The organism is Acinetobacter sp. YH12144 (genome assembly GCF_013418345.1).
Classification (GTDB): Bacteria; Pseudomonadota; Gammaproteobacteria; order Pseudomonadales; family Moraxellaceae; genus Acinetobacter; species Acinetobacter amyesii.
The window spans coordinates 1-24,626 of sequence record NZ_VPCD01000025.1 but is presented as its reverse complement, the minus strand read 5'-3'; the positions used below and the strand labels follow the sequence as shown (position 1 = coordinate 24,626).

20 protein-coding genes and 1 pseudogene are annotated in these 24,626 nt (G+C 42.4%); 11 read left to right on the top strand and 10 right to left on the bottom strand.

The window, feature by feature from the left end; all coding sequences use genetic code 11:
- Positions 1–204: 204 nt before the first annotated feature.
- From FTU79_RS14615 to FTU79_RS14595, 5 genes are all read right to left on the bottom strand, one after another.
- Positions 205–828 (bottom strand): molybdenum cofactor guanylyltransferase, encoded by a 624-nt coding sequence (locus FTU79_RS14615; RefSeq protein WP_373683881.1) that lies wholly within the window; start codon positions 826–828, stop codon positions 205–207.
- Positions 828–3,620, bottom strand: a complete 2,793-nt coding sequence (locus tag FTU79_RS14610) for a nitrate reductase (protein WP_180051016.1) — start codon at positions 3,618–3,620, stop codon at positions 828–830. The genes FTU79_RS14615 and FTU79_RS14610 overlap by 1 nt, the downstream gene beginning before the upstream one ends.
- A gap of 291 nt (positions 3,621–3,911) precedes the next feature.
- Positions 3,912–5,522: a nitrite reductase small subunit NirD gene (gene nirD / locus FTU79_RS14605; protein ID WP_180051013.1), complete on the bottom strand. Its 1,611-nt coding sequence runs from the start codon at positions 5,520–5,522 to the stop codon at positions 3,912–3,914.
- Between the two features lie 113 nt (positions 5,523–5,635).
- On the bottom strand, positions 5,636–8,182 hold the full coding sequence (gene nirB / locus FTU79_RS14600) for a nitrite reductase large subunit NirB (RefSeq protein WP_218945485.1): 2,547 nt from the start codon (positions 8,180–8,182) through the stop codon (positions 5,636–5,638).
- Positions 8,183–8,248: 66 nt separating this feature from the next.
- Positions 8,249–9,598 carry an MFS transporter gene (locus FTU79_RS14595; protein ID WP_180051009.1) on the bottom strand — a complete coding sequence of 450 codons (1,350 nt, stop codon included), beginning with the start codon at positions 9,596–9,598 and terminating at the stop codon, positions 8,249–8,251.
- A gap of 446 nt (positions 9,599–10,044) precedes the next feature.
- On the opposite strand from FTU79_RS14595, the gene FTU79_RS14590 reads away from it, so the two are divergent.
- Entirely contained in the window at positions 10,045–10,632 is a 588-nt protein-coding gene (locus FTU79_RS14590) for an ANTAR domain-containing response regulator (RefSeq protein ID WP_078190882.1), read from the top strand.
- A 3-nt stretch (positions 10,633–10,635) separates the two neighbouring features.
- Positions 10,636–11,631 (top strand): ABC transporter substrate-binding protein, encoded by a 996-nt coding sequence (locus tag FTU79_RS14585; RefSeq protein ID WP_180051006.1) that lies wholly within the window; start codon positions 10,636–10,638, stop codon positions 11,629–11,631.
- A 77-nt stretch (positions 11,632–11,708) separates the two neighbouring features.
- On the opposite strand, the gene catM is transcribed toward FTU79_RS14585, so the two are convergent.
- Positions 11,709–12,632, bottom strand: coding sequence for a cis,cis-muconate-binding transcription regulator CatM (gene catM, locus FTU79_RS14580; protein WP_180023667.1), 924 nt, complete (start codon positions 12,630–12,632; stop codon positions 11,709–11,711).
- Between the two features lie 103 nt (positions 12,633–12,735).
- Here catM and FTU79_RS14575 point away from each other — a divergent pair, with 103 nt between their 5' ends.
- The 7 genes from FTU79_RS14575 (at position 12,736) to FTU79_RS14545 (ending at position 18,202) form a co-directional block, all read left to right on the top strand.
- The gene (locus tag FTU79_RS14575; RefSeq protein WP_180051003.1) at positions 12,736–13,845 is read left to right on the top strand and encodes a muconate/chloromuconate family cycloisomerase; all 1,110 of its coding nucleotides are present in this window, start codon (positions 12,736–12,738) and stop codon (positions 13,843–13,845) included.
- Between the two features lie 20 nt (positions 13,846–13,865).
- A complete protein-coding gene (gene catC / locus FTU79_RS14570; RefSeq protein ID WP_168377484.1) occupies positions 13,866–14,156 on the top strand; it encodes a muconolactone Delta-isomerase in 291 nt (96 codons plus the stop codon).
- Between the two features lie 154 nt (positions 14,157–14,310).
- The gene (locus FTU79_RS14565) at positions 14,311–14,997 is read left to right on the top strand and encodes a 3-oxoacid CoA-transferase subunit A (protein ID WP_078193765.1); all 687 of its coding nucleotides are present in this window, start codon (positions 14,311–14,313) and stop codon (positions 14,995–14,997) included.
- A 19-nt stretch (positions 14,998–15,016) separates the two neighbouring features.
- Positions 15,017–15,667, top strand: coding sequence for a 3-oxoacid CoA-transferase subunit B (locus tag FTU79_RS14560; protein WP_180051000.1), 651 nt, complete (start codon positions 15,017–15,019; stop codon positions 15,665–15,667).
- A 126-nt stretch (positions 15,668–15,793) separates the two neighbouring features.
- A complete protein-coding gene (pcaF, locus tag FTU79_RS14555; RefSeq protein WP_180050996.1) occupies positions 15,794–16,999 on the top strand; it encodes a 3-oxoadipyl-CoA thiolase in 1,206 nt (401 codons plus the stop codon).
- 67 nt (positions 17,000–17,066) lie between these two features.
- A complete protein-coding gene (gene pcaD / locus FTU79_RS14550; protein WP_180050993.1) occupies positions 17,067–17,846 on the top strand; it encodes a 3-oxoadipate enol-lactonase in 780 nt (259 codons plus the stop codon).
- A 71-nt stretch (positions 17,847–17,917) separates the two neighbouring features.
- Positions 17,918–18,202, top strand: coding sequence for a hypothetical protein (locus tag FTU79_RS14545; protein WP_257224329.1), 285 nt, complete (start codon positions 17,918–17,920; stop codon positions 18,200–18,202).
- Between the two features lie 126 nt (positions 18,203–18,328).
- Here FTU79_RS14545 and FTU79_RS14540 read toward each other — a convergent pair whose 3' ends face one another.
- The 3 genes from FTU79_RS14540 to FTU79_RS14530 form a co-directional block, all read right to left on the bottom strand.
- Positions 18,329–19,567 (bottom strand): CaiB/BaiF CoA-transferase family protein, encoded by a 1,239-nt coding sequence (locus tag FTU79_RS14540; protein ID WP_180050990.1) that lies wholly within the window; start codon positions 19,565–19,567, stop codon positions 18,329–18,331.
- Positions 19,568–19,617: 50 nt separating this feature from the next.
- Positions 19,618–21,045, bottom strand: a complete 1,428-nt coding sequence (locus FTU79_RS14535; RefSeq protein WP_180050987.1) for an MFS transporter — start codon at positions 21,043–21,045, stop codon at positions 19,618–19,620.
- Positions 21,046–21,254: 209 nt separating this feature from the next.
- Positions 21,255–22,475: an acyl-CoA dehydrogenase gene (locus FTU79_RS14530; RefSeq protein WP_180050985.1), complete on the bottom strand. Its 1,221-nt coding sequence runs from the start codon at positions 22,473–22,475 to the stop codon at positions 21,255–21,257.
- A 246-nt stretch (positions 22,476–22,721) separates the two neighbouring features.
- Here FTU79_RS14530 and FTU79_RS14525 point away from each other — a divergent pair, with 246 nt between their 5' ends.
- Positions 22,722–23,657 (top strand): LysR substrate-binding domain-containing protein, encoded by a 936-nt coding sequence (locus tag FTU79_RS14525; protein WP_180050982.1) that lies wholly within the window; start codon positions 22,722–22,724, stop codon positions 23,655–23,657.
- A 104-nt stretch (positions 23,658–23,761) separates the two neighbouring features.
- On the top strand, positions 23,762–24,463 hold the full coding sequence (locus FTU79_RS14520) for an NAD-dependent deacylase (protein WP_180004398.1): 702 nt from the start codon (positions 23,762–23,764) through the stop codon (positions 24,461–24,463).
- A gap of 71 nt (positions 24,464–24,534) precedes the next feature.
- Here the strand turns inward: FTU79_RS14520 and FTU79_RS14515 are convergent.
- A pseudogene (locus tag FTU79_RS14515) lies at positions 24,535–24,626 on the bottom strand (IS5/IS1182 family transposase); the annotation flags it as partial.

Sequence of the window (24,626 nt, the reverse complement as noted above, 5' to 3'; positions counted from 1 at the left end):
AAAATCAATAACTTATAAATAACTAATAGCAATTAAAAATATAAATTGCCGTTAAGCCCATTATCTAAGGTATAAAAGCAGTCTGTTTTATCTCTAGATATCATGCTCAAAAGCTTCATATTGGCTGTAGATTTTCTCTCTGGGTTCAAAAACAGCACATTAGGCTCATTATTTGAAATGAAAGCTCCGCAAAAGGTACAGCTTTTAGAGAAAATTCAGCTGACGGTGCTGCTGCAGCTCATCTAGAGAGTTAATGCTGTGAAAAAAGAGTGCATTATTTTGAAAACGTGCAACTTGCATGTGCATTTTACTAAAACACCCCTTCAAACTGCGCTGTTTTTGATCAAGATGCACCTGCAGCATTGTGAGACTGCTTCGTTTCAGCAAACAAAATGGATACAGCGCTTTGCCATTAATTTCCACTACAGCTACTTCACACAAGGGATCCCGCTGCATGGCCTGATGCAATCTCGAAAGCACTTTCTTCGGGATATAGGTCACATCGCACGGGACAAACAAAACATAATCAGACTCAACATGTGACCACGCGCTTTTCATCCCTATCAATGGCCCTAAAAATCCGGCTTCATCATCTTGATAAAAGCGGATCGAGGGAATGAGCCGTTTATAAATCGAATGGTCACGATGGCTGTTGATCCAGACATTTTCAACCCGTGATTTCAACTGCTGATGGATCTTAATCAGCTGAATTTCATTATCAAATTTTTGCAGCACTTTATTCATTCCGTTCATTCTGCGGGCCTGACCACCCGCCAAAATAACCAAGTCTGTTTCTGGATAGCCTACTGATTTGGTGATTTTCTTCATCATTCTGCGTACTCCGTCTGACAGGCTTTAATCAAACCCCGTATTTCTGCTAAGCACGAACCGCAATTACCGCCGGCTTTTAAACATGCTGTGACTTGTTTTTCATGGCTAATATTCTTTTCTTTAATGGTTTCGATAATGGTATTTTTACCGACTTTAAAGCAGCTGCACACCAGCGGACCTGCACTGTTGGTCATGTTCATCGGCTGACCTGCAAGCAGCGCTTTGCGGTGCATTGCGCTTAGTCGTTCACGCTTAAACATGCCAGCAATCCAATCACGGTCTGGCAGCATAGAGCGTTGCGCAATATATAGACTGGCAATTAAATGCCCATCTTGCAGCACCACGGTATGACTCAAATCGGCAGTTTGATCTTCCAAATTCAGCCATTCAAAGCTTTCATCGGTAAATGGCAGTAATGTTTTCAGCTGCTGAACCGTGTTTCTAAATTTTTTACGATCTGCCAACTCAAAACGTGTCGCTTTCGCTGTTTTAATTTTGGTCCACCACACCGTGTTGTGAATGGTGTTTTGCACCATTTGCTCAAAGCCGTCACGTACATACAGTACACCTTGCCACTGTGTATAAAACGGCTGTACAAATACAGGTGTATGTTTAAATTCAGGCTCACCAGATAGTGCATCGACCACAGGATTCACCACTTTGCCAATACGCGCATCCGATGCGACTTGGTCATTCCAATGAATTGGCGCAAAAATTTGACCGCGTCGAATTTTACTGCTGACCTGTGCACGTAAAATACATAAGCCCCAGTTAGATTTCACCTCAACCAGTTCACCATCTTTAACACCAAACTTCAGTGCATCTTGCGGGTGTATTTCACAAAATGGTTCGGCGATATGTGTACTCAAGTTTGCAGATAAACCCGTACGGCTCATGGTGTGCCATTGATCACGGATACGGCCAGTATTTAAAACCAGCGGATATTCGCCGCAAATCTTGTTCAAAGGGTCAATAGCGGTTGTTGCTACAAACTTAGCTTTGGCATCGGCATGGCTGAATTGGCCTGCTGCAAACAAACGGCTGACTGCATCAGCGCTCTGATCTAACTGCCAAACTGGCCATTGCACGGGCTTTAATTCAGCATAATCTTGTGCAGATAACTTACTTAAACCCTGCAAGTTAAAGTAGCGAAAAGACTCAGTGGTATCACGTTGATCTAAAGGCGCATTTTGATAAGCAGATAATTTTGCATGTTCAATAAATATGTCATAGCTGCTGCTGTAGTCAAAACCGCTATAACCCATCTTTTTCGCAACTTGTGCAATAGACCACCAGTCTGCTCTGGCTTCACCCGGCGCATCTAAAAAAGCAGTTTGACGTGAAATACGGCGTTCAGAATTGGTAACGGTTCCGTCTTTTTCACCCCAGCCCAATGCAGGTAAAAGCACATCTGCATATATTGCTGTGTCTGTGTCTTTGCAAATATCCGACACCACTACAAACTCGCATTGTTCTAAAGCACGTTTGACTTGATCTGCATCTGGCAAGCTAACTACAGGATTAGTAGCCATAATCCAAATGGCTTTGATTTTCCCGCTTTCGACCGCCTGAAACAGATCAACCGCTTTTAATCCCGCTTTATTGGCAATAAATGGACTTTGCCAAAACGCTTGTACTAATGCCTGATGCGCCGTGTTATCGACATCTAAGTGCGCAGCCAGCATATTGGCTAAACCGCCAACCTCGCGGCCGCCCATCGCGTTTGGTTGACCTGTCATAGAAAATGGCGCTGCGCCTAATTTTCCGATTTTGCCAGTCAGCAGATGGCAGTTAATAATACTGTTGGCTTTGTCTACACCGCGCGAAGACTGATTAACCCCCATCGAAAATAGCGTCATAACTTTGTCAGTTTGCGCAAATTTTTCAAAAAATAGCTGTAATTTTTCTAAAGAAATACCTGTACGCTCAGCAACTGCTGTCATAGAAGCTTCTGTTGTACTTTGCTCCAGCGCTTGCGCCAAACCTTGAGTATGTTTGGCGATAAAATCTACATCACTATGATTATTTTGTACTAAATACTGCAGCAAACCATTGAACAGTGCGACATCTTGCCCCGGTAAAATCGGCAAATGCAAATCTGCAGCCTCACAGGTACTGGTAAAGCGCGGATCAATGACCACCACGAACAAATCACGTTCTTCTTTGGCTTTCATAATGCGTTGATACAGCACGGGATGGCACCACGCCGTATTTGAACCGACCAACACCACCATATCTGTATGTTCAAAGTCTTCATAGCTAGCTGGTACAAGGTCTTCACCAAATGCACGCTTATGTGCCGCCACAGCCGATGACATGCAAAGCCGTGAATTGGTGTCAATATTTGCAGTACCTAAATAGCCTTTGACAAATTTGTTAACGGCATAGTAATCCTCCGTCAGCAGTTGGCCCGACACATAAAAAGCGATGCTTTCACGTCCGTAAAGATCTATACATTGCTGAAATTTTTCGGCAATCAGTGCTGTTGCTGTGTTCCAATCTGTAGCCTGACGAGTATGAAATGGTGATGTTTGACGCCCAAGCATCGGCTGTAAAACACGTGTTTCTAATCCCATCGTATCGGCTAAGTTACTGCCTTTAATGCACAGCTTGCCATAGTTTGATGGATGGTTCGCATCGCCAGTTACGCTCACTTTTTGCCCTAAAGCTGTCTGTTCAACTGTTGCGCTCACGCCGCAACCGACACCGCAGTATGGACAAGTGGTTTGCGTTGTTTTAATTTTATTTTCTGTGGAGCTATGCAGTTCCACTATTGGGATGCTATTCACTTCTGCTGGCTCCTTTTCCAAACTTTTTTAAACACTTAACACGCTCGAATCGGTGTCTTTTCATTTACGTTTATATTTAAAGGTCAACATTCGGTTCGACCTACTTTTCTTTCGGGAAAAGTAGGCAAAACCATTGTCATCCGCTGAACTCGTCCACTACCGGCTTCTAACAGATGTATTGCAAATACATGACTATTCATCTGCAATCCTGCCTTAAACAACAGCGGATGACGTTATCGCGTATCCAATGACGATTTAAATCTTGTATCTTTTTTTATCAGGGCGATTCCGTTACCCTGCTTTCTTTAATGCAAAATCCTTACCAAACAGCAATTTGTTTCGGATGCTTGAAATTGGAGTTTGATCTGAAATCAATTCTGCATACCATGCACCGTCTTCAGTATCGCCAAACAGCACAGCGCCAATCACTCTATCTTTTTGAATAATAATGCGTTTATAGATTTGGCGTTTTTCATCATTCAAAATAATGTCTTCAAAATCATCCAACGGTTCAAAGTTGCCTGCAGAAAAAACATCACAGCCGCTGACTTTTAACTGCGTCGGAACCGTAGGCGCTTTGAAGGTTAAGCTGCCATGTTCGGCCAAATGCGATGCACAAATGAATGCCTGTCCCCAAAGCGGTTCAACTAAACCGAAAGTTTGGCTTCGGTGTTCAATACATTCACCCACCGCATAAATACTCGGATCAAAAGTTTGCATGGTGTCATTCACCATGACACCGCGGCCGCAGCGCAGTCCTGCACTTTGCGCAAGCTCAATATTCGGACGAATACCCACCGCAAAAACCACAAGATCTGCATCTAAAACAGTACCGTCTTGCAAACGCAGCTGCTTCACATGGCCATCTTCACCCATCAACTCTTGGGTATTTGCTGCGGTCATGATTTTTATACCTTTTTGTTCAATCGCATGATTGAGCATTAAGCTGGCTTTTTCATCTAACTGACGGTCCATAATACGATCCATCAAATGCAGTACTGTGACATTCATGCCACGCTGTTTCAGGCCATACGCAGCCTCTAGGCCAAGTAAACCGCCGCCAATCACCACTGCATTTTGCTTAGATTTACAGTAATCCAGCATGCGGTTTACATCATAAATATCACGGAAGCTGAGAACACCTTTTAAGTCAGTTCCCGGTATAGGCGGAATAAATGGCTTAGAACCTGTCGCTAAAATCAGACGGTCATAATCGATGACCAAGCCTTTTTCTGTGTATACCTGCTTGCGCGGACGGTCTATGCGTACCGCCGCATCACCTGCTACAAAACGGATATTTTTGTCTTTATACCAAGCATGTGAATGCAGCATGATATCTTCAATGGTTTTATCACCTGAAAGCACAGGTGAAAGCATAATTCGGTTGTAATTACCCCAAGGTTCTTCACCAATGACCGTAATTTCATAACGCTCTGGTGCCATATCCAGCAGATCTTCTAAGCAACGCATACCTGCTAAGCCATTGCCGACCAAAACCAGTTTCATCAACTCAGACGATGGCGCGTTATTGGTAATATAGGTTTTTTGAGCAGTTGGACTAATCAGCACACGGCCATTTTCAATTTTGCTTGGAAAAACCAAGAGTTTTTGGTCTTTATCTTCTAAGCAGCGTCCAGTAGCAAGGCTGAAATGCTGTTTATAAATGGGTGATGCCACAACACGCTCACCCTGCAAGTCACCAATAATACCGCGGGACATAACATAGGCTTGGCTAAATGGGTCCTGATTGCTGAGCGCATAAACCCGCTTTTCTTCACCGACACGGAATATCGCAATTTGCTGATTTTCAATCAGTGCGCCCACACCTGTATTTGGCGTAATATCATCTAATGCACAAACATCAAACCAGTCTAAATCATTTATTTCTTTTAAAATTGTCATATTCTTGATCCTTTTTAAACTTCTTTTAGATCACTATCTTTTCATTTTCGCCTTAGCGAGAAACCGAATAAGGATGTAAATCAAATAAAAGAAGTTTTAAATTCGTTATTCTCTTAAGCTTCAACCACTGGAATGCGTGTCGTATCGCGTTCAGCTTCTGTTTTGGGTCTGATTTGACCGCGAACGGATGCAAACTGAATATGCGGATCATTTTGCTGTTCTGCTTTTGCATTCACGAAAGTCACAAAGCGTTTACGTACTTCAGGATCTTCTACAGCAGTACGCCATTCATCTTGATATGTACCCACAACATGGCTCATACGGCGTTCAAGTTCAGCAGCTACGCCAAGCGAATCATTCACAACGACATCTTTCAGGTAATCTAAACCGCCTTCCATGTTGTCGCGCCATACAGAAGTACGCTGCAAACGGTCTGCTGTTTGAATGTAGAACATAAAGAAACGGTCAATGTATTTGATCAATGTTTGCGTATTTAAGTCTGATGCCAAAAGCTCTGCGTGACGCGGCTTCATACCGCCGTTGCCGCATACATAAAGGTTCCAGCCTTTTTCAGTCGCAATCACGCCAACATCTTTACTTTGCGCTTCAGCACATTCACGGGTACAGCCCGACACAGCCATTTTCAGTTTGTGCGGTGAGCGAAGGCCTTTGTAGCGGTTTTCTAGGAAAATCGCCAAACCCACAGAGTCGTCTACGCCATAGCGGCACCAAGTACTGCCGACACATGATTTCACTGTACGCAATGATTTACCGTATGCATGACCAGACTCAAAACCAGCAGCAATCAATTTTTCCCAGATTTCAGGTAGTTGATGCACTTGTGCACCAAACATATCAACACGCTGACCGCCTGTAAGTTTGGTATATAGACCATATTCTTTGGCAATTTGACCCACGGCAATTAATCCGTCCGGAGTAACTTCACCGCCAGCCATACGAGGTACTACTGAATATGAACCGTCTTTTTGAATATTGCCGAGGTAGTAGTCATTACTGTCTTGCAAGCCCGCATGGCTTGGTTTAAGTACAAAGTCATTCCAGCATGACGCTAGGATATTGGCTGCCGTCGGTTTACAGATATCACAGCCTAAACCATGGCCATGCTGTTGAATCAGGTCATCAAAGGTTTTGATTTCGTTCACACGTACCAAGTGATAGAGCTCTTGGCGTGAATAAGCAAAGTGTTCACATAAATGGTTATTTACAGTTACACCTTGACGCTGAAGCTCCGATTTAAGTACTTGAGTGACTAATGGCGCACAGCCGCCGCAAGCTGTTGCAGCTTTAGTACATTTTTTCAATGCGCCTAAAGAAGTCGATCCGTCAGCAATGGCTGAACAAATATCTGCTTTAGAGACGTTGTTACATGAACAAATCGTTGCGCTGTCTGGCAGCAGATCGACACCGCTTCCGCCCGATTTACCTGCAGATTGTGCATAGCCAGGCATGATTAGGCTTTCTGGGCTTTCTGGAACTTCTAAGCCATTCAGCATCATTTGCAGCAGGTCATTGTATTCTTTAGCACAGCCCACCAATACTGCACCTAGCAGCTTAGTTTTCTCTGCATTCACGACAATTTTTTTATAAACCTGAGCTGCTTCATCTGCATAGAAATAGCTTAAAGAATTTGGTGTCATTGCATGCGCATCGCCTACAGATGCAACATCAACTCCCATCAGTTTCAGCTTGGTGCTCATATCTGCACCAGCGAAAAGCGTGCAGTTTTGTTCCATCACATGCTTTGCTGCAATACGTGCCATGTCATAGCCCGGCGCAACTAAGCCATAAATTTTATTTTGCCAAAGCGCACATTCACCAATGGCATAAATGTCAGGGTTTGAAGTTTGGCAATAATCGTTAATTACAATACCGCCACGCTCACCAATGGCTAAACCACTTTGGCGCGCTAATTCATCGCGTGGGCGGATACCTGCAGAGAATAAGATGATGTCGGTTTCCAGTTCAGAACCATCACCAAACTTCATTACATACTTCGCATTTGCACCGTCTTCAATGCAAGATGTTGCTTTTTGCGTATGGACTTTAACACCTAGATTTTCAATTTTCGAGCGTAAAACTTTACCGCCTAGATCATCAATCTGAACTGCCATTAAGCGTGGTGCAAATTCAACAACATGGGTTTCTAAGTTTAAATCACGCAGCGCTTTTGCTGCTTCTAAACCCAATAAACCGCCGCCGATCACCACACCTGTTTTAGCATTCAAGCTTGCGGCACGGATGGCATCCAAGTCTTCAATGGTACGGTACACAAAGCAGTTTTCACGCTCATTGCCTGGAATTGGCGGCACAAATGCATATGAACCTGTTGCGAGCACCAGCTTGTCAAAAGAAAGAATATCACCGTGATTGGTCGTGACCGTTTTATTACGCTGATCAATTTCAACCGCTTTGGTGCTCAGGCGTAAATCTATACCGTATGCATCAGCAAAGTCGCTGCGGCACAGGGTTAAGTCTTTCGCTGACTTGCCGCTGAAGTATTCAGTTAAATGCACACGGTCATAAGCAAGACGCGGCTCTTCAGCTAAAATGGTTAATTCAACATCATCACCTGCGTGTTCCAGTACAGATTCGATAAACTTGTGGCCAACCATGCCATGTCCAATCATGATGATTTTCATATTCTTACTCCGCAATATTTTTTTTTGCACAGCCTAAGCCTCTATACGCTTAGGCTGCTATTTGTATTAGTTTTGAACTTCAGCTAGATTTCTTTCATTCACAGCTTGTTCAAATAAGCGCTGTTCTTTTTCTTTATGCTCTACAGAGAAGCGGATCATCAGCACACAGCTTGCAGCAATCACCACCAAACCGCCAAGCACCATCAGCGTGGTTTGAATATCCAACATGCCTTTAAGCAAGAATCCTGCAGCTACCGCACCAACGTTACCGCCTGCGCCGATAATGCCTGCCACGCCGCCTAAAGCATCACGGTCAATGAATGGCACCAAGGCATAGGTTGCGCCGCACGCCATATGGGTGAAGAGCGCAAAGACTGTCATGGCAAGAATGGCGAAGATTGGCGTGCTCATTTGCGAGAACAGTATTAAAAACAGTCCTTCTAGCAGAATCATCGCAAACAGAACTTTGGTACGGCCATCCAAGCCTTTGGTAGTCGCGACTTTGTCTGAAACAATGCCGCCGAGCGCGCGGGCAAACAGTGCCAATAGACCGAAGATCCCTGCTGCCATACCCGCTTCTTTTAATCCAAATTGGAAGTTGTCGACGTAATACAGCGCAATAATGTTGTGAATAAAGATTTCAATGCCGAAGCAAGCTGCATAAGCGCCAAATAGAATCCATACACGGTAATTGCGTGCTGCATGCATTAGAATTGCCAAGCCGCCCTTTTTGTCACTGCCAACACTGATGCCTTGTTCGCGAAGTTCTTTAAAGTTGCCTTGCGGACAGTCTTGTGTGAACTTCCAGTAAAGCGCACCAACAATCAGCATCATCACACCGGGTACAATCAGCGCAATACGCCAGCCCATCGCTTGCTCTACACCAAACATAACGAGTGCGCCAAGCAGTAAAGGCATAAGGGCTTGAGTTGCACCGCCGCCTGCATTGCCCCAGCCTGCTGTTGCAGCATTGGCTGTACCCACCACATTAGGCGCAAACATAATGCTTGTATGGTATTGAGTGATGACGAAGCTTGCGCCAATCGCGCCGATCAGCAAGCGGAAGAAAAGAAAGGATTCATAGCTGCTCGCAGATGCAACCCCAAAGACTGGAATACTGCCGATGATTAATAAAGCTGTATAGGTTTTACGCGGGCCATATTTATCACATAAAGGACCAACGATCAGACGGACTAAAATCGTGATCGCAACAGCGGCAATATTAATATTGGCAATTTGATCTTTCGTGAGGTGAAATTCGCCAGCAATCACTGGCATCAACGGTGCACAGGCAAACCATGCAAAGAAGCAAACAAAGAATGCGAGCCAACTCATGTGGAAGGCCCGCATTGCTGCTGAAGAAAAATTAAATAGACTTATTTTTGTGGCTTTTTTGGCATTTAAATTTGAAGACATAACCTTCTCCTGACTGAACTGAACGCATGAATTACTCGGTTATGTCGCTAACACATAACAGAGTCGATCAGAACGGACGTCGTTGGCCGTCTAACAAATTTTTAGAGTCTTCTTTGACTCAATAAGTATTAAGCACGATACGTGCCAAGTTTTTATTTCAATCGTAAATTTCATCTCTATATTTAAGCATTGAGCGCCGATCTATCCGAAAATAAGCGAATTAAGGTAAATAGATAGTCAATATGCCTATAGAGATGCGGCTGAATGTTCAAACGTGGTTCAGCCCTGCACAAGATCAGTGCACGGAAATGGTTCAATTTTAAAATGTGCATATAACCAAGCTAAAATTTAGAAGCAGATTTATATTTTGTATTGTCTTAAAATTTGGCATTTAAATTGCTTAGAAAACTCAATACGTATTTGTTTGGCTCTGTCTGAGTGTTTGCATGCCAAAACTAAAAATAGCCCTAATTGATGATGATCAAGAACGCGCTGAATTTATTCAAGCCTCATTAATTCAACATGACTTTGATGTGGTCGCCAGTTTCATGATTGATCATTTAAATATGTCATATCTGCAAAATATTCAGGCAGATGTGATTTTATTGGATATGGATCATCCACATCGCGATGTCATTGAAAGCTGTGTCAGCCAATTTGACTTACCGACTGTTCTGTTCACTAAAAATTCGAGTCTTGAAATCATCCGAAGCGCGATTGATGCGGGTGTCACGGCATATATTGTCGATGGTATTGACCCTGCACGTTTGAATAGCATTTTAGAAATTTCGATTGAACAATATAAAAAGCATAAAAAACTGCTGAATGATTTGGCTGAAACCAAGTGCAAACTGGCCGATCGAAAAGATATTGAAAAAGCCAAAGTGCTTTTAATACAAATGCATGGTTTAACCGAAGATCAAGCATTTAATTTGCTGAGAAAAAATGCCATGAGTCACCGTATGACGATGGGTGAAATGGCGCGCCGACTGCTTGATGCGCAAGCGCTGTTACAGTCTCAATTTAAGGAATAAACCATGCAAAAGCTTGAAAAAACAGATATTCAATTGGGCTATATTCCTTTACTTGACTGTGTTGCTTTGCTCTGGGCAGAACATCAAGGTTATTTTGCTGAACAAGGGCTGAATGTGACACTGACTCAAGAACCATCTTGGGCAAGTTTACGCGACCGTCTAGCTTTTGGTTTTTTAGATGTAGCACACTGTTTATCGGCCATGCTGCCTGCGTCTGTGACGGGCAAAGACCATCTCGGCATTCCCTTACAAACCTCTCTTACACTCAGTACTAACTGCGCTTATATTAGTTTGAGTCAAAAGCTGTGCTATGAATTAAATATCCATGCTTTAGATCTACCAATTAATTCAGCAGAGAAAATCGTATCTGCGATAAAACAGAATCAAACGATTCAGTTGGCGCATGTTTTTCAGCATTCGATTCATCATTATATTCTAAGAGAATGGCTGGCACTTGCAGACACAGAAATTGCTCAAACGCAAACGTTTTCAACTTTACCACCGCCTTATATGGTCGAAGCAATATCAACGCAACGAATTGATGTATTTTGTGTCGGAGAGCCGTGGAATACGCAAGCTGAAATACAAGGCTATAGTCGTATTATCGTCAATAGCCAAGATATTATTGATCATATTCCAGATAAAGTTTTGGCTTTTACCCATGATTGGGCAGAAAAACATCCTAATACCTTAAACGCAATCAATCTTGCCATCCAAAAAGCCCAAAACGATCTGCTTCAACAAACGCATTTTTCTGAAATATTTTCTTTGTTAAAGCAATATCACATCATCCGTTTTGATTGTTCTGAGCAGATTCACGTCGAGGCTTTTCATCGGATCAAAAGAATCATTCAAAATTTTGGCAAGAGCCAAGCGCCACAAACGTCAGATTTTGAATGGATGATTCAAAAAATGCAGCAATATGATCAATTGAATATTGAAGATGAAAAGGTTTTTGAAATAGCTCAGTCTTGTATTTATCAGGATGCTTTGGGCTGAAGTGATTGATATCCCATAAGACCCTATCATCTGAATAGTGGATCTTGTGTTACATCGACCATGAAATCTTGACTTAGTTATGCATCTGCATCGATGGCGCGCAGATCGATATTTTCTTCAACAAAGACTTCACGAATGCAATCCAGTATCTTTGGAATGTAATTACTATGATCCATATTGCGCACCGACAAAGAGATTGGACTATAGGCTTCTAAATCTAAGATTGGGATATACATCAAATTTTTCATGCCAATATCACTGGCACTTTCAGGGATCAGAGAAATGCCCTCTCCCGACGCCACCAAGCCCAAAGCCATATGAATTTCACGCACTTCGGTTAAATGTTTAGGCACAAGTCCTAATTCGGTAAAAATGGATTGGATGAGGGTGGAAAAATTCGGTTTAGGTGTCGTAGGGTAGGCAAAAATTGGTTCATCTAAAATTTGAGAAAGATAAATGCCTTTGTCTTTAAATTCAGCCAAATGATGATTTTTATGTATAGCTAAACGTAGCGCTTCTTTTCGTAATAAAACACGTTTAATAGACGGATCTGTTAATCGAAGTCGTCCAAAACCAATATCAATTCGACCGGTTTTTAAGGCTTCAATCTGGTCGCGTGTACCACATTCTATGAGTTCAACATGAATATCTGGGTTGCGTTGTCGAAATAAATAAATAATTTGCGGCAATAATGCGTATAAAAGCGAACTGACATAACCAATGCGGACAGTTTTATCGACGGCATTAATTCGCTGTGCCATGGTTGTGGCCTGGGCGGTATGCGTCAATATTTGCACAGCATGCTCATAAAAAAACATACCTGCTTCTGTGGTTTTCACGGGTCTAGAACCACGCTCAAACAAGGTAATCCCCAGCTCTTCTTCAAGTTTTTGAATTTGGCGGCTCAAAGGTGGCTGAGCAATACATAATTTTTCTGCTGCCTTGGTAATACTTTGCTCTTCAACCACGGTGACAAAGTAACGTAAGTGCCTTAATTCCATTTATATACCTTTTAAGTATCTAAAAATACCAAAATCGCTCTAGTTAAAGATATTACATTAAATTAGGGTATATAAATAGTTGGATAGATAAGAAATACGCAAGATGTATAAGTCGATTGAAACCCTGCTCGTGGAAATCCCAACAATCCGTCCGCACAAGATGGCTGTTGCAACCATGCAAACGCAAACCCTTGTTTTGATTAAAATCACCACCGAAGATGGTTATATCGGTTGGGGTGAAGCGACGACGATTGGCGGTCTAGGCTATGGTGAAGAAAGCCCTGAAAGCATTCGTACCAATATTGAAACTTATTTTAGTCCTTTACTGAAAACCCTCACTGGTTTGAATGTTGCTCAAACCATGCAAGCTATTAAACGTAATATTAACGGCAATCGCTTTGCTAAATGTGCCATTCAAACGGCGCTACTCGATATTTTGGCGCAGCGTTTAAATCTGCCTTTGAGTGAATTATTGGGCGGTCGCTTACGTGACAGCTTACCTGTTCTTTGGGTACTTGCATCTGGCAATACGGAAAAAGACATTGCCGAAGCACAAAAGATGATTGCGGCAAAACGACACAATATTTTCAAACTTAAAATCGGTTCACGCCCCGTTGAAGCTGATGTTGAGCATGTTTTAGCCATTAAAAAAGCATTAGGTTCAGACATTTCTATACGTGTAGATGTCAACCGTGCATGGTCTGAATTAGATGCCATTAAAGGCATTCAATTGTTACAAGATGGTGGTGTTGACCTGATTGAGCAGCCTTGCGCAATCGATAACATTGACGCGATGCGCCGTTTAACTCGTCGTTTTGATATAGCCATTATGGCAGATGAATCACTGATGGGTCCGCAAACGGCATATCAACTTGCGCGGCAGAATTCTGCTTCTGTTTTTGCAGTCAAAGTTGCACAGTCTGGCGGTTTAATCGAAGGCTGTGAGGTTTCTAAAATCGCCAAACTTGCGGGTATCGATTTATATGGTGGAACCATGCTTGAAGGCCCTGTGGGCACTATTGCATCGGCACATGCATTTTCTACATTTGACAATTTAGCTTATGGCACAGAGCTTTTTGGTCCATTGCTGCTAACTGAAGAAATTTTAAAAACCCCACTTCAATATCAAGATTTCGAACTCAAGATTCCGACCACAGCGGGTTTAGGGATTGAAATTGATGAAAACAAAATTGATGACTTACGTCGCAAATAACATTTAGCTAGGAGTGAGAAATGCTTTTCCAAGTACGCATGGATGTCAATATTCCATTAGATATGCCAGTCGAAAAAGCCAATGAAATTAAAGCTGTAGAAAAAGCTTATTCACAAGATCTACAACGTCAAGGTAAATGGCGCCATATCTGGCGGATTACTGGTCAATATTCAAATATCAGTATTTTTGATGTTGAAAGTAATGAAGAGCTACACAACATTTTACAAGGGTTGCCCCTTTACCCGTATATGAATATTGAAGTTTTGGCTTTAAATCGTCATCCCTCTTCTGTTCGTAGTGATGACAGCTGATGCGATTGGATTCCAATTGTGTAGCACATAGTTGGAATCCATTGATCTGCATTTTTAAATTTGTAAATATTTGAAATAAAAGATTATCTGCCTTGCATGACTGAAGTGGTTAGTCAGGTAAATAGTTTTATCGTTCTTGATGAAGGATCGTAGCATGATTGATAAAAGTACCGCTTCCTTAACAGAAGCACTTTCTCAAATTAAGGATGGATCAACCATTATGATCGGCGGCTTCGGTACGGCTGGTCAGCCTGCTGAACTGATTGATGGACTGATTGAACTTGGCATCAAAGATCTCATCATCGTCAACAACAATGCAGGTAATGGTGACTATGGACTTGCTAAATTACTCAAAGCTGGTGCTGTCCGTAAGATGATTTGTTCTTTCCCTCGCCAATCCGACTCTTGGGTGTTCGATGAATTATATCGTGCAGGAAAGATAGAACTTGAGCTTGTACCACAAGGTAATTTGGCTTGCCGTATTCAGGCTGCAGGTATGGGGTTGGGTCCAATTTATACACCAACTGGTTTCGGTACGTTGCTGGCAGAAGGCAAACCTACACTCAATTATGAAGGCAAAGATTTTGTTCTCGAAAATCCAATTAAGGCCGATTTTGCTTTAATCAAAGCACATCAGGGCGACCGCTGGGGCAACTTGGTTTACAACAAATCAGCGCGTAATTTTGGCCCCATTATGGCCATGGCGGCAGATGTGACGATTGCTCAAGTCTCAGAAGTGGTTGAACTTGGTGCATTGGACCCAGAGCACATTATTACCCCTGGCATTTTTGTACAACATGTTGTGGCTGTTCAACCTGCACAGCTTGAGCAATCTGCATAAATCACGTGAGGAAAGAACCATGAGCTATACCAAATTAACCCGTGATCAAATTGCAGAACGTGTTGCACAAGATATTCCAGATGGTGCTTATGTCAATTTAGGCATTGGCTTACCCACTAAAATTTCAAATTATTTACCAACAGACAAAGATGTGTTTCTACATTCAGAAAATGGACTTTTGGCTTTTGGTCCTCCTCCAGCTAAAGGCGAAGAAGACCCTGAGTTAATTAATGCAGGAAAAGAGTTTGTTACTATGCAAACGGGCGGCTGCTTTTTTCACCATGGTGACTCTTTTGCCATGATGCGTGGTGGGCATTTAGATATTGCAGTATTAGGCGCTTTTCAGGTTGCCCAAAATGGTGACTTAGCAAATTGGCATACTGGTGCGCCAGATGCAATTCCTGCTGTAGGTGGTGCAATGGATTTGGCTGTTGGGGCGAAAAAAGTCTTTATTACTACAGACCATGTGACTAAAAAAGGTGAACCGAAAATTGTCGCTGAATTGTCATACCCTGCGACAGGCCTGCAATGTGTCGATCGTATTTACACAGATCTGTGCGTCATTGATGTGACGGTTGAAGGCATGAAAGTGATTGAAAAAGTTGAGGGCTTGAGCTTTGACGAATTACAGTCAATGACCAGTGCAAAGCTGATAGATACGACAGCATAAAGCAAAAAGTCCCTCCTTGATTAAAGGAGGGATTTAGGGAGGATTAATATTCAAAAATTAACTTCCTGTAAATCCCTCCCAACCTCCCGTTAAAAGGGAGGAGCTGAGTTTTTTAGGATTTATAAAATGAAAAATGCCTATATTATTGATGCAATCCGTACCCCTTTCGGTCGCTATGCGGGCGGTTTAGCAGCAGTACGTACCGATGACCTAGGTGCCTTACCTATCAAGGCACTGATGCAGCGAAATCCAAGTATTGCTTGGGAGTCTGTTGATGACGTGATTTACGGCTGTGCGAACCAAGCCGGTGAAGATAACCGTAATGTTGCACGAATGTCGTCGCTACTCGCAGGTGTACCTTTTCAAGTTCCTGCTACAACTGTGAACCGACTTTGTGGTTCATCACTTGATGCAATTGCGATGGCAGCCCGTGCAATTAAGGCAAATGAAGCAGACTTAATTATTGCTGGTGGTGTAGAAAGTATGTCCCGTGCGCCCTTTGTAATGGGTAAATCTGAAAGCGCTTATGGACGTAGTCAAAAGATTGAAGACACCACCATGGGCTGGCGTTTTATCAATCCAATACTCAAGCAAATGTATGGCGTGGAAACCATGCCTCAAACCGCTGAAAATGTGGCAGAACAATTCAATATTAACCGTGCAGATCAAGATGCTTTTGCCTTAGAAAGTCAGCGCCGTACAGCTGCTGCACAAGCCAATGTTTTTTTTGAGAAAGAAATCATCCCTGTCGTCATTCCACAGCGTAAAGGCGACCCACTGATAGTCGATACAGATGAGCATCCACGCGCATCGACGACAGCAGAAGGTTTGGCAAAACTCAAACCTGTGGTGAAAGCAGATGGTACGGTAACTGCGGGCAATGCTTCAGGAATCAATGATGGTGCGGCTGCACTACTGATTGCTTCAGATGATGCTGTCAACAAATTTAAGTTAAAGCCACGGGCCAAAATTATTGCGGCAACGGTGGTGGGTGTTGAACCCAAAATCATGGGCTTTGGTCCTGCGCCTGCCATAAAAAAGTTGTTAGCTCAAACAGGTCTAAGCCTTGAACAAATGGATGTAATCGAGCTGAATGAAGCTTTTGCGGCTCAAGCCTTAGCGGTTACCCGTGAATTAGGTTTAGAAGATGGTGCTAAACATGTTAATCCAAACGGTGGCGCTATTGCTTTGGGTCATCCATTAGGTGCATCTGGAGCACGTTTAGTCACGACTGCATTAAATCAGCTTGAGGAAATTTCAGGTCAATATGCCCTCTGTTCGATGTGCATTGGTGTCGGTCAAGGCATCGCTTTGATTATTGAACGTGTTTAATCCTCAATAAAAGTCCTTCTTCTCATAGGGGGATTTAGGGGGATTTATAAAATTAAGGATTCAAAACATGCCTACATTTATATCTAATGATGCAACGATTAATTACGCAACTTTTGGTGACCACACACAACCTGCGATTGTCTTTTCTAACTCTTTAGGCACAAAGTTCAACATGTGGCAGCCTCAGATAGAGGCGCTGCAGCAGGATTATTTTGTCATTTGTTATGATACACGTGGTCATGGTGCATCTTCTGCCCCTCAAGGGCCATATAGCCTTGATCAATTGGGTACAGATGTCATCCATTTATTGGATCATTTAAATATTCAACAGGCCACATTTTGTGGAATATCGATGGGTGGTTTAACAGGTCAATGGCTTGCAATACATCATCCTGAACGCTTTAACCATGTCATTGTATGCAATACCGCTGCAAAAATTGGGCAAGAATCAGCTTGGAATGAACGTGCACAGTTAGTCCGTCAACAAGGTCTGAAACCAATTGCAGAAACGGCAGCATCACGATGGTTTACAGAACCCTTTATCCAAAGTAACACGGCAACTGTACAATCTTTGAGTAACGACCTCGGAGCTGGCAGCCCAGAAGGTTATGCAAGTTGTTGTGAAGCTTTGGCTAAAGCGGATTTACGCAATGAAATCTCGTCTATTCACGTACCTGTATTAATTATTGCAGGTCAACAAGACCCTGTAACTACAGTTGCAGATGGTCAATTTATGCAAGAACACATTGCAAATAGCCAATTATTTGAAATTAATGCATCGCATATTTCAAACATTGAACAGCCAGATGCATTTAATCAGGCTTTGCAGAATTTTATACAGCAATAATATGCAGCTGAACAAATTCAATGTAATGTTATTAAAATAGAGCCTTGCCATTGTGCAGGGCTTTATTTCGTTTGAAGACTTATACTCTCATCAATGGAGGTGGTATCGATGATCTTTCTGTGCAATTACTAGATATCAAAAATTGGTATATAAATGATTATTGCGTGCAGCATTGCGGAAATTGGTTTGTGTATAATCCAGAATTTGAAAGTTATAGCTTAAAGAAAAAATATCAAGGCACAAAAGTATGGACATCTCTTTCATACGAAAAAATAAAGACCGTATTGCAGGCCCAAGCTTTGGTTAAAAATTATACTTTATCAAGAAGATTAATATTAAAAATATTCCATAGATGAATATCCAAATTGAAAAAAGACCGAAGTATTGGAGTCCTTCGGTCTAAAATTTTAACTTCACTCATTCCTCATAGGTGTTTAAGACCAGATATTGAAGAATAGTTTGAAGAATAATCTCTGGGAATTTTAAGCTGCTGAATGACTGAGTCGATCAATCACGCCTTGTACTGCCAATTCATTTAGTTCAGCTTCAGTTCTAAATTGGGATAAAATTTCTGTTGTGTGCTGCCCTAACTGTGGCGGCGCATGACGGTATTCGACAGGCGTATCGGATAATTTCATTGGTGAACCAATCACTTTAAAATCATGATTTAAAGCATGTGGAATATTCACCACCATGTTACGGTGTTGAATTTGCGGTTCATTTAATGCGTCTTCTACAGAGTTAATTACACCGACTGGCACTTTTACCGCATGAATCGCATCGACCCAAACTTGAGCATCTTGAGTGAGAAAATAAGTACTCAATAATGGAATTAATTCTTCACGGTGCTTCACTCGATCTTGATTACGTAAATAGTTCGGCTGATCTAGTAGTTCTGTATAGCCAATCGCAATACACAAGTCTTTAAATTGTTTGTCATTACCACAGGCAATAATAAATTCTTTATCTTTGGCTTTAAAAGTTTGATACGGTACAATATTCGGATGATTATTTCCCATACGTTTAGGTGCTTTACCTGAGGTTAAATAGTTCATACCTTGATTGGCCAGAGCCGCCACCTGTACATCGAGTAAAGACATATCGATATATTGACCGCGTCCAGTATGCTGCCTCGCCAACAGTGCCGCCTGAATAGCAATGGTTGAGTACAAACCGGTCTGAATATCGACCACAGCGACCCCCACTTTTTGTGCTCCACCACCCATCATATCATCAGCTTCGCCAGTAATACTCATCAGACCTGACATACCTTGAATAATAAAGTCGTAGCCCGGTTCTTCCGCGCGCGGCCCATCCTGACCAAAACCTGTAATTGAGCAATATACGATATTTGGATTTAGCGTACTAAGTGATGCATAGTCCAAACCATATTTGGCAAGTGAGCCTGCTTTGTAGTTTTCAATCACGACATCTGCCGTTTGGGAAATTTCACGGACTAGGGCTTGCCCTTCTTCACTAGAAATATCAATGGCTACAGAATATTTATTACGGTTCGCACATTGGTAATAGCCTGATTCTTTCGTCGCTTGACCTTGCTGATTTGGCATCCAGGGTGGTCCCCACATGCGGGTATCATCCCCGACTTTAGGACGCTCAATTTTGATTACCTCTGCACCTAAATCAGCCAATATTTGACCGCACCAAGGACCTGCCAAAACACGGCTTAAGTCCAATACACGAATTCCTTTTAATGCACCCATAGTTCACTCCAGATGTGCCATAGTATTGAGCTATGGCACAGATCTTTTAATTATTTTACTGTTGCAGTTTTTGCAGATGCTTTTTGTTCTGCATCATCAACATATGTATCTACACTTGCCAGTTTTTCTTTTTCCGCATCTGAAGAAAGTGATGCTTGCTGGGGATCATATTGACGTTCACGAATGAACAAGCCCGGAATAACACCTGCAATAAAGTACGCAGCACCCATTACAATAAAGGCCATAGTGAATGATCCGCCAGCGGCAATCATACCAATGGTTGCTGGTGCTATGGCTGCGCCTAAACGTCCCATATTGTAAGCACCGCCAATAGCCGTACCGCGTACATCCGTCGAGAAGCTTTCTGCCATATACGTTGCATTTACACCGTATGGAATACCGTATAAGAAACCGAAAGTTACGAGTAAATAGGCGATGTTGGTTGGTGTGTTATAGAAAATGATGATCGGTAAGAATGCTGCCGTAGCTACCGTACCAAACACAAAGGTAATACGACGTCCAAATTTGTCAGCGGCATAGCCTGCTAAAATTTTACCCAGAATCATGGCGGTATATGCGCCTACCATATAGCCTGTCATGGCTTTAAAGTTCATGCTGAGTTCGGTTTCTAGATACGTTGGCATCCAGTTGTTGACACCGTAATAACCGAATTGTAGAAATGCAGCGGTCGACATCCAAAAGAAGAACATTTTACGATGATTGGTATGTCCAAAAATACGTTTATAAATGCTTTCAGAAGGTGCGTTTTGCTTGGCTGCAGCTTGCTGCTGTACAGGTTCAAGCTTTAATTCACGGCGTTTTATCTGCTCAATTTTTGCTTCCTGCCAAGATTTTGGCTCAGGAACAAAACGCATAAAGATAAGGGCAAATGCAGCAGGAATAATGGTGACATAAAATAGCATCCGCCAGCCGTGATCTGGAATAATGGCACCCGCCATCAGCGTTGCAACGATATAACCCACGGTTTGACCGGTTTGCAAAGTCCCAAGTACTGTTGTGCGGTATTTGGTTGGTACATATTCTGCCATCAGCGTATTACACGCCATGTAAAGAGAACCCAGTCCAAAAGCGCCAATAAAACGTAAAATTAAAAATTGTTCATAGCTTTGGGTAAAGCCTAAGATACAGGTCATGATCGAGAAAAATACGACCGACCAAGCAATGGTTTTCACACGGCCGAATTTATCGCACGCCCATCCACCCGAAATACCACCCAGCGCCATCCCTGCTAAAGAAGAACTACCAAGCATTCCGGCTTGAAATGTACTTAAACCAAATTCAGCCTTTAAACTAGTGAGACTGAATGACAGCAACATGATGTCTACACCATCAATCACCAAGGAAATAAAGGCAAAAATAAAGGCCATTTTCCAAGTATTGCTGGTAATCCGATGCATCGTGCCCACGTTAGAAGGCAATTTGAGCGTTCCTGCTCCGTTTTGCATTTCGTTATTCATTTCCTTGTTCCTCATTTTCCCAAATGAGTCATCGGCATTCCTATGTCTGCACATTTGCCTTATTTATTCTTTTTATTTCATCACTGCTCAGGCTATTGCACAGAGTTACAAGAGTGTTTCACGATGAATCCTTTATTGATTAAGTTTATTTTTGCATAAAAAGTCTCTAAGGCACTCTATGCAGAGCGCCCTATTGATATTGAATTCAATTAGTTACTAAAAGCCGCGATGCCTGTTTGCGCACGACCTAAGATCAGTGCATGTACATCATGCGTTCCTTCATACGTGTTGACGACTTCGAGATTGACCAGATGACGGGCAACACCAAACTCATCAGAAATGCCGTTACCACCCATCATGTCACGCGCAACACGGGCAATATCTAAAGCCTTGCCACAGTTGTTACGTTTAATGAGTGATGTGCCTTCTACAGCAGCAATGCCTTCATCTTTCATACGTCCAAATCGAAGCGCAACTTGTAAACCCAAGGCAATCTCAGTTTGCATATCTGCCAGTTTCTTTTGAATCAGCTGATTCGCTGCCAATGGTCGGCCAAACTGTTTACGGTCCATGGTGTATTGGTGCGCTGTATGCCAGCAGAATTCAGCTGCGCCCATTGCACCCCAAGCGATACCATAACGAGCACTATTTAGACAGGTAAATGGACCTTTTAAACCACGTACTTCTGGAAAAGCATTCTCTTCAGGGACAAAGACATTGTCCATCACAATTTCACCGGTAATCGATGCACGTAAGCCAACTTTACCGTGAATTGCAGGAGCAGATAGACCTTCCCAGCCTTTTTCTAAAATAAAACCACGAATGTCACCAACATTACCTTCAGGCGATACTTCTTTCGCCCAAACAACAAACACGTCGGCAATTGGGCTGTTGGTAATCCACATTTTTGCACCCGTGAGACGATAGCCACCTTCGACTTTTTTTGCACGAGTAATCATGCTACCTGGGTCAGAGCCATGATCAGGCTCAGTCAGGCCGAAACAGCCAATGTACTCGCCTGTTGCCAACTTTGGCAGGTATTTCTGTTTTTGCTCTTCAGAGCCAAATTCATTAATTGGCACCATCACCAAAGAACTTTGCACGCTGGCCATAGAGCGGTAGCCAGAATCTACATATTCAATTTCACGTGCAACTAATCCATAGCTAACATAGTTTAGACCTGCGCCGCCGTATTGCTCTGGAATCGTTGGGCCAAGTAAGCCAAGCTCACCCATTTCTCGGAAAATTGATGCATCAGTTTTTTCATGTCGAAATTGTTCGAGTACACGTGGCTGTAAACGCTCTTGGCAGTAAGCATGTGCAGTATCACGGACCATGCGTTCTTCTTCAGTTAATTGCTGTTCCAAAAGAAACGGGTCTTGCCAGTTAAATTGTACTTTTGCCTTTTTTACATTGACCATTTGATTCATCGCATCCTCTGCTTTTTCAGGTTTTCGTTGTTTTATTTGATGCTATGTGTGAAAAGTGATTCATTCAAACGATTAATTTGCATGTAGATATGCGCCTTTCGCATACCTAAGCTTGGCTCACAGCGTGTTAAGCACTTTAGCCACTGATTTGAACTGCGGATTGCTTTATTTATAGACTATAGTGGTATATGAAAATCATTCTTATATGCCATTTTGTGATACCTATCGATAAAAAGGACTTTATCTATGCGGCGCAATATTCCGTCATTGCAAAGCTTAATTTGCTTTGAATCTGCTGCAAAACACGCGAGTTATACGCATGCTTCCCAAGAGTTATTTATTACGCAAAGTGCCGTGTCGCGCCAAATTCAACAGCTTGAAGAATATTTAGGTGTAATGCTATTTAGCAGAACACGTCACGGTGTCGATCTCACAGAAGCAGGCAAGCAATATGCAAAAAGTATTAAACCCTTTTTGCAAGGTATCGAAAAAAGCACTTCAGATATTATGATGCACAAAGGCTTGGGCGGCACTTTAAAGCTGGGCGTTGTGCCAACCTTTGCCACACGTTGGCTGTTGCCAAAATTACATAAATTAAATGCGCAGCATCCTGAAATTACCGTGCATTTAGAAACCAGTACCAAACCTTTTTTGTTTAATGAAAATGTCTTTGACGCGGCGATTTTTGCAGGAACGCAACAGCAAATTGAGCATTGGCCGGGTATTCAAGCGCATTATTTAATGGATGAAGAAGTGGTTCCCGTTTGTTCCCCCAAATTGATTAAAAGCAACTTTCCCCATGCGGAAATGACCGGTGATCACAGTTTTAATTTAAGCGATGAAGAATTGCTTCAATTGCCCTTATTACAGCAAACCACCCGTCCAAGTATTTGGCAAGAATGGTTTCAAGCCCATCAGCTTCAGCATCCCAAACCATTTGATGGTCAGCGACATGAATTATTTTCCATGCTTTCTGTGGCAGCCAGTCATGGCATGGGTATGGCACTTATTCCACAAATGCTGATTGAAGCTGAACTGAGAAAAAAAGAATTGGTGATTGCATCAAATAAAAAACTGCACGGTAGCCGAAAATATTATTTAGTCCACTCGAGCCAAGACAGCTCACCACAAATACAAAAATTTGTCGATTGGGTGCTACAAGAATTGCATCAACTAAGTTGAAGTAATCGCTATATTTTGAGTACAGTAAATTCGCTGAATCATCCATTCAATACATGCAACCGTACGCATTGGACTCATCAATTAAAATATAAGGCTAAATATCTATGCAAAAAATTGTGGTGTTTTCAGGTGCTGGCATGAGCGCAGAAAGCGGCATCAATACCTTCCGTGACAGTGATGGTCTTTGGGAACAGCATCGTATTGAAGATGTGGCCACACCTGAAGCTTGGGCACGCGATCCCGCTTTAGTACAGCGTTTTTATAATGAACGCCGTAAACATATTTTAGCCGCAGAGCCAAATGCAGCGCATAAATTAATTGCTGAACTCGATGATTTTTTTGATGTACAAGTCATTACTCAAAATATTGATGATCTACATGAACGTGCAGGCAGTCAAAATGTACTACATCTGCATGGAAATATTCGTTACGCAAAAAGCTCTGGCCCTCAGGCGCAATATACGCAGGAATTGTTTCCCATTGAAGGTGCAGATTTAAACTTAGACACCGACAAATGCCCTGAGGGATATCCTTTACGGCCACATGTGGTCTGGTTTGGCGAAGCAGTTCCTGCCTATGAAGATGCCAGTGTGAGTGTGCAAACGGCAGATATTTTTATTGTGATTGGCACGAGTCTGGCTGTCTATCCTGTGGCTAGATTGATTCACGAAATCCCTGCCAACTGCCGTGCATTTTATATCGATCCGAAAGCAGATTATCAACGTGTACCTGAGCAATATCAATTGATTAAAGCAGGCGCCAGTGAAGGCATGAAAATGCTTTTTCAGCAATTGATTGCGCCATAAAAGCACATTTTAGCATCAGTATTGATCAAAAAAAACTAGGGTGTGTTGACATTTACAGCCGATAAATTGAGCTAAAGAGGCAACCATATAAATATACAAGCTAAAGCAACAGTGCTTTGATAGTTACGTTTTAGCTTATCGTATCTTGTGGCAATTCCTCTAA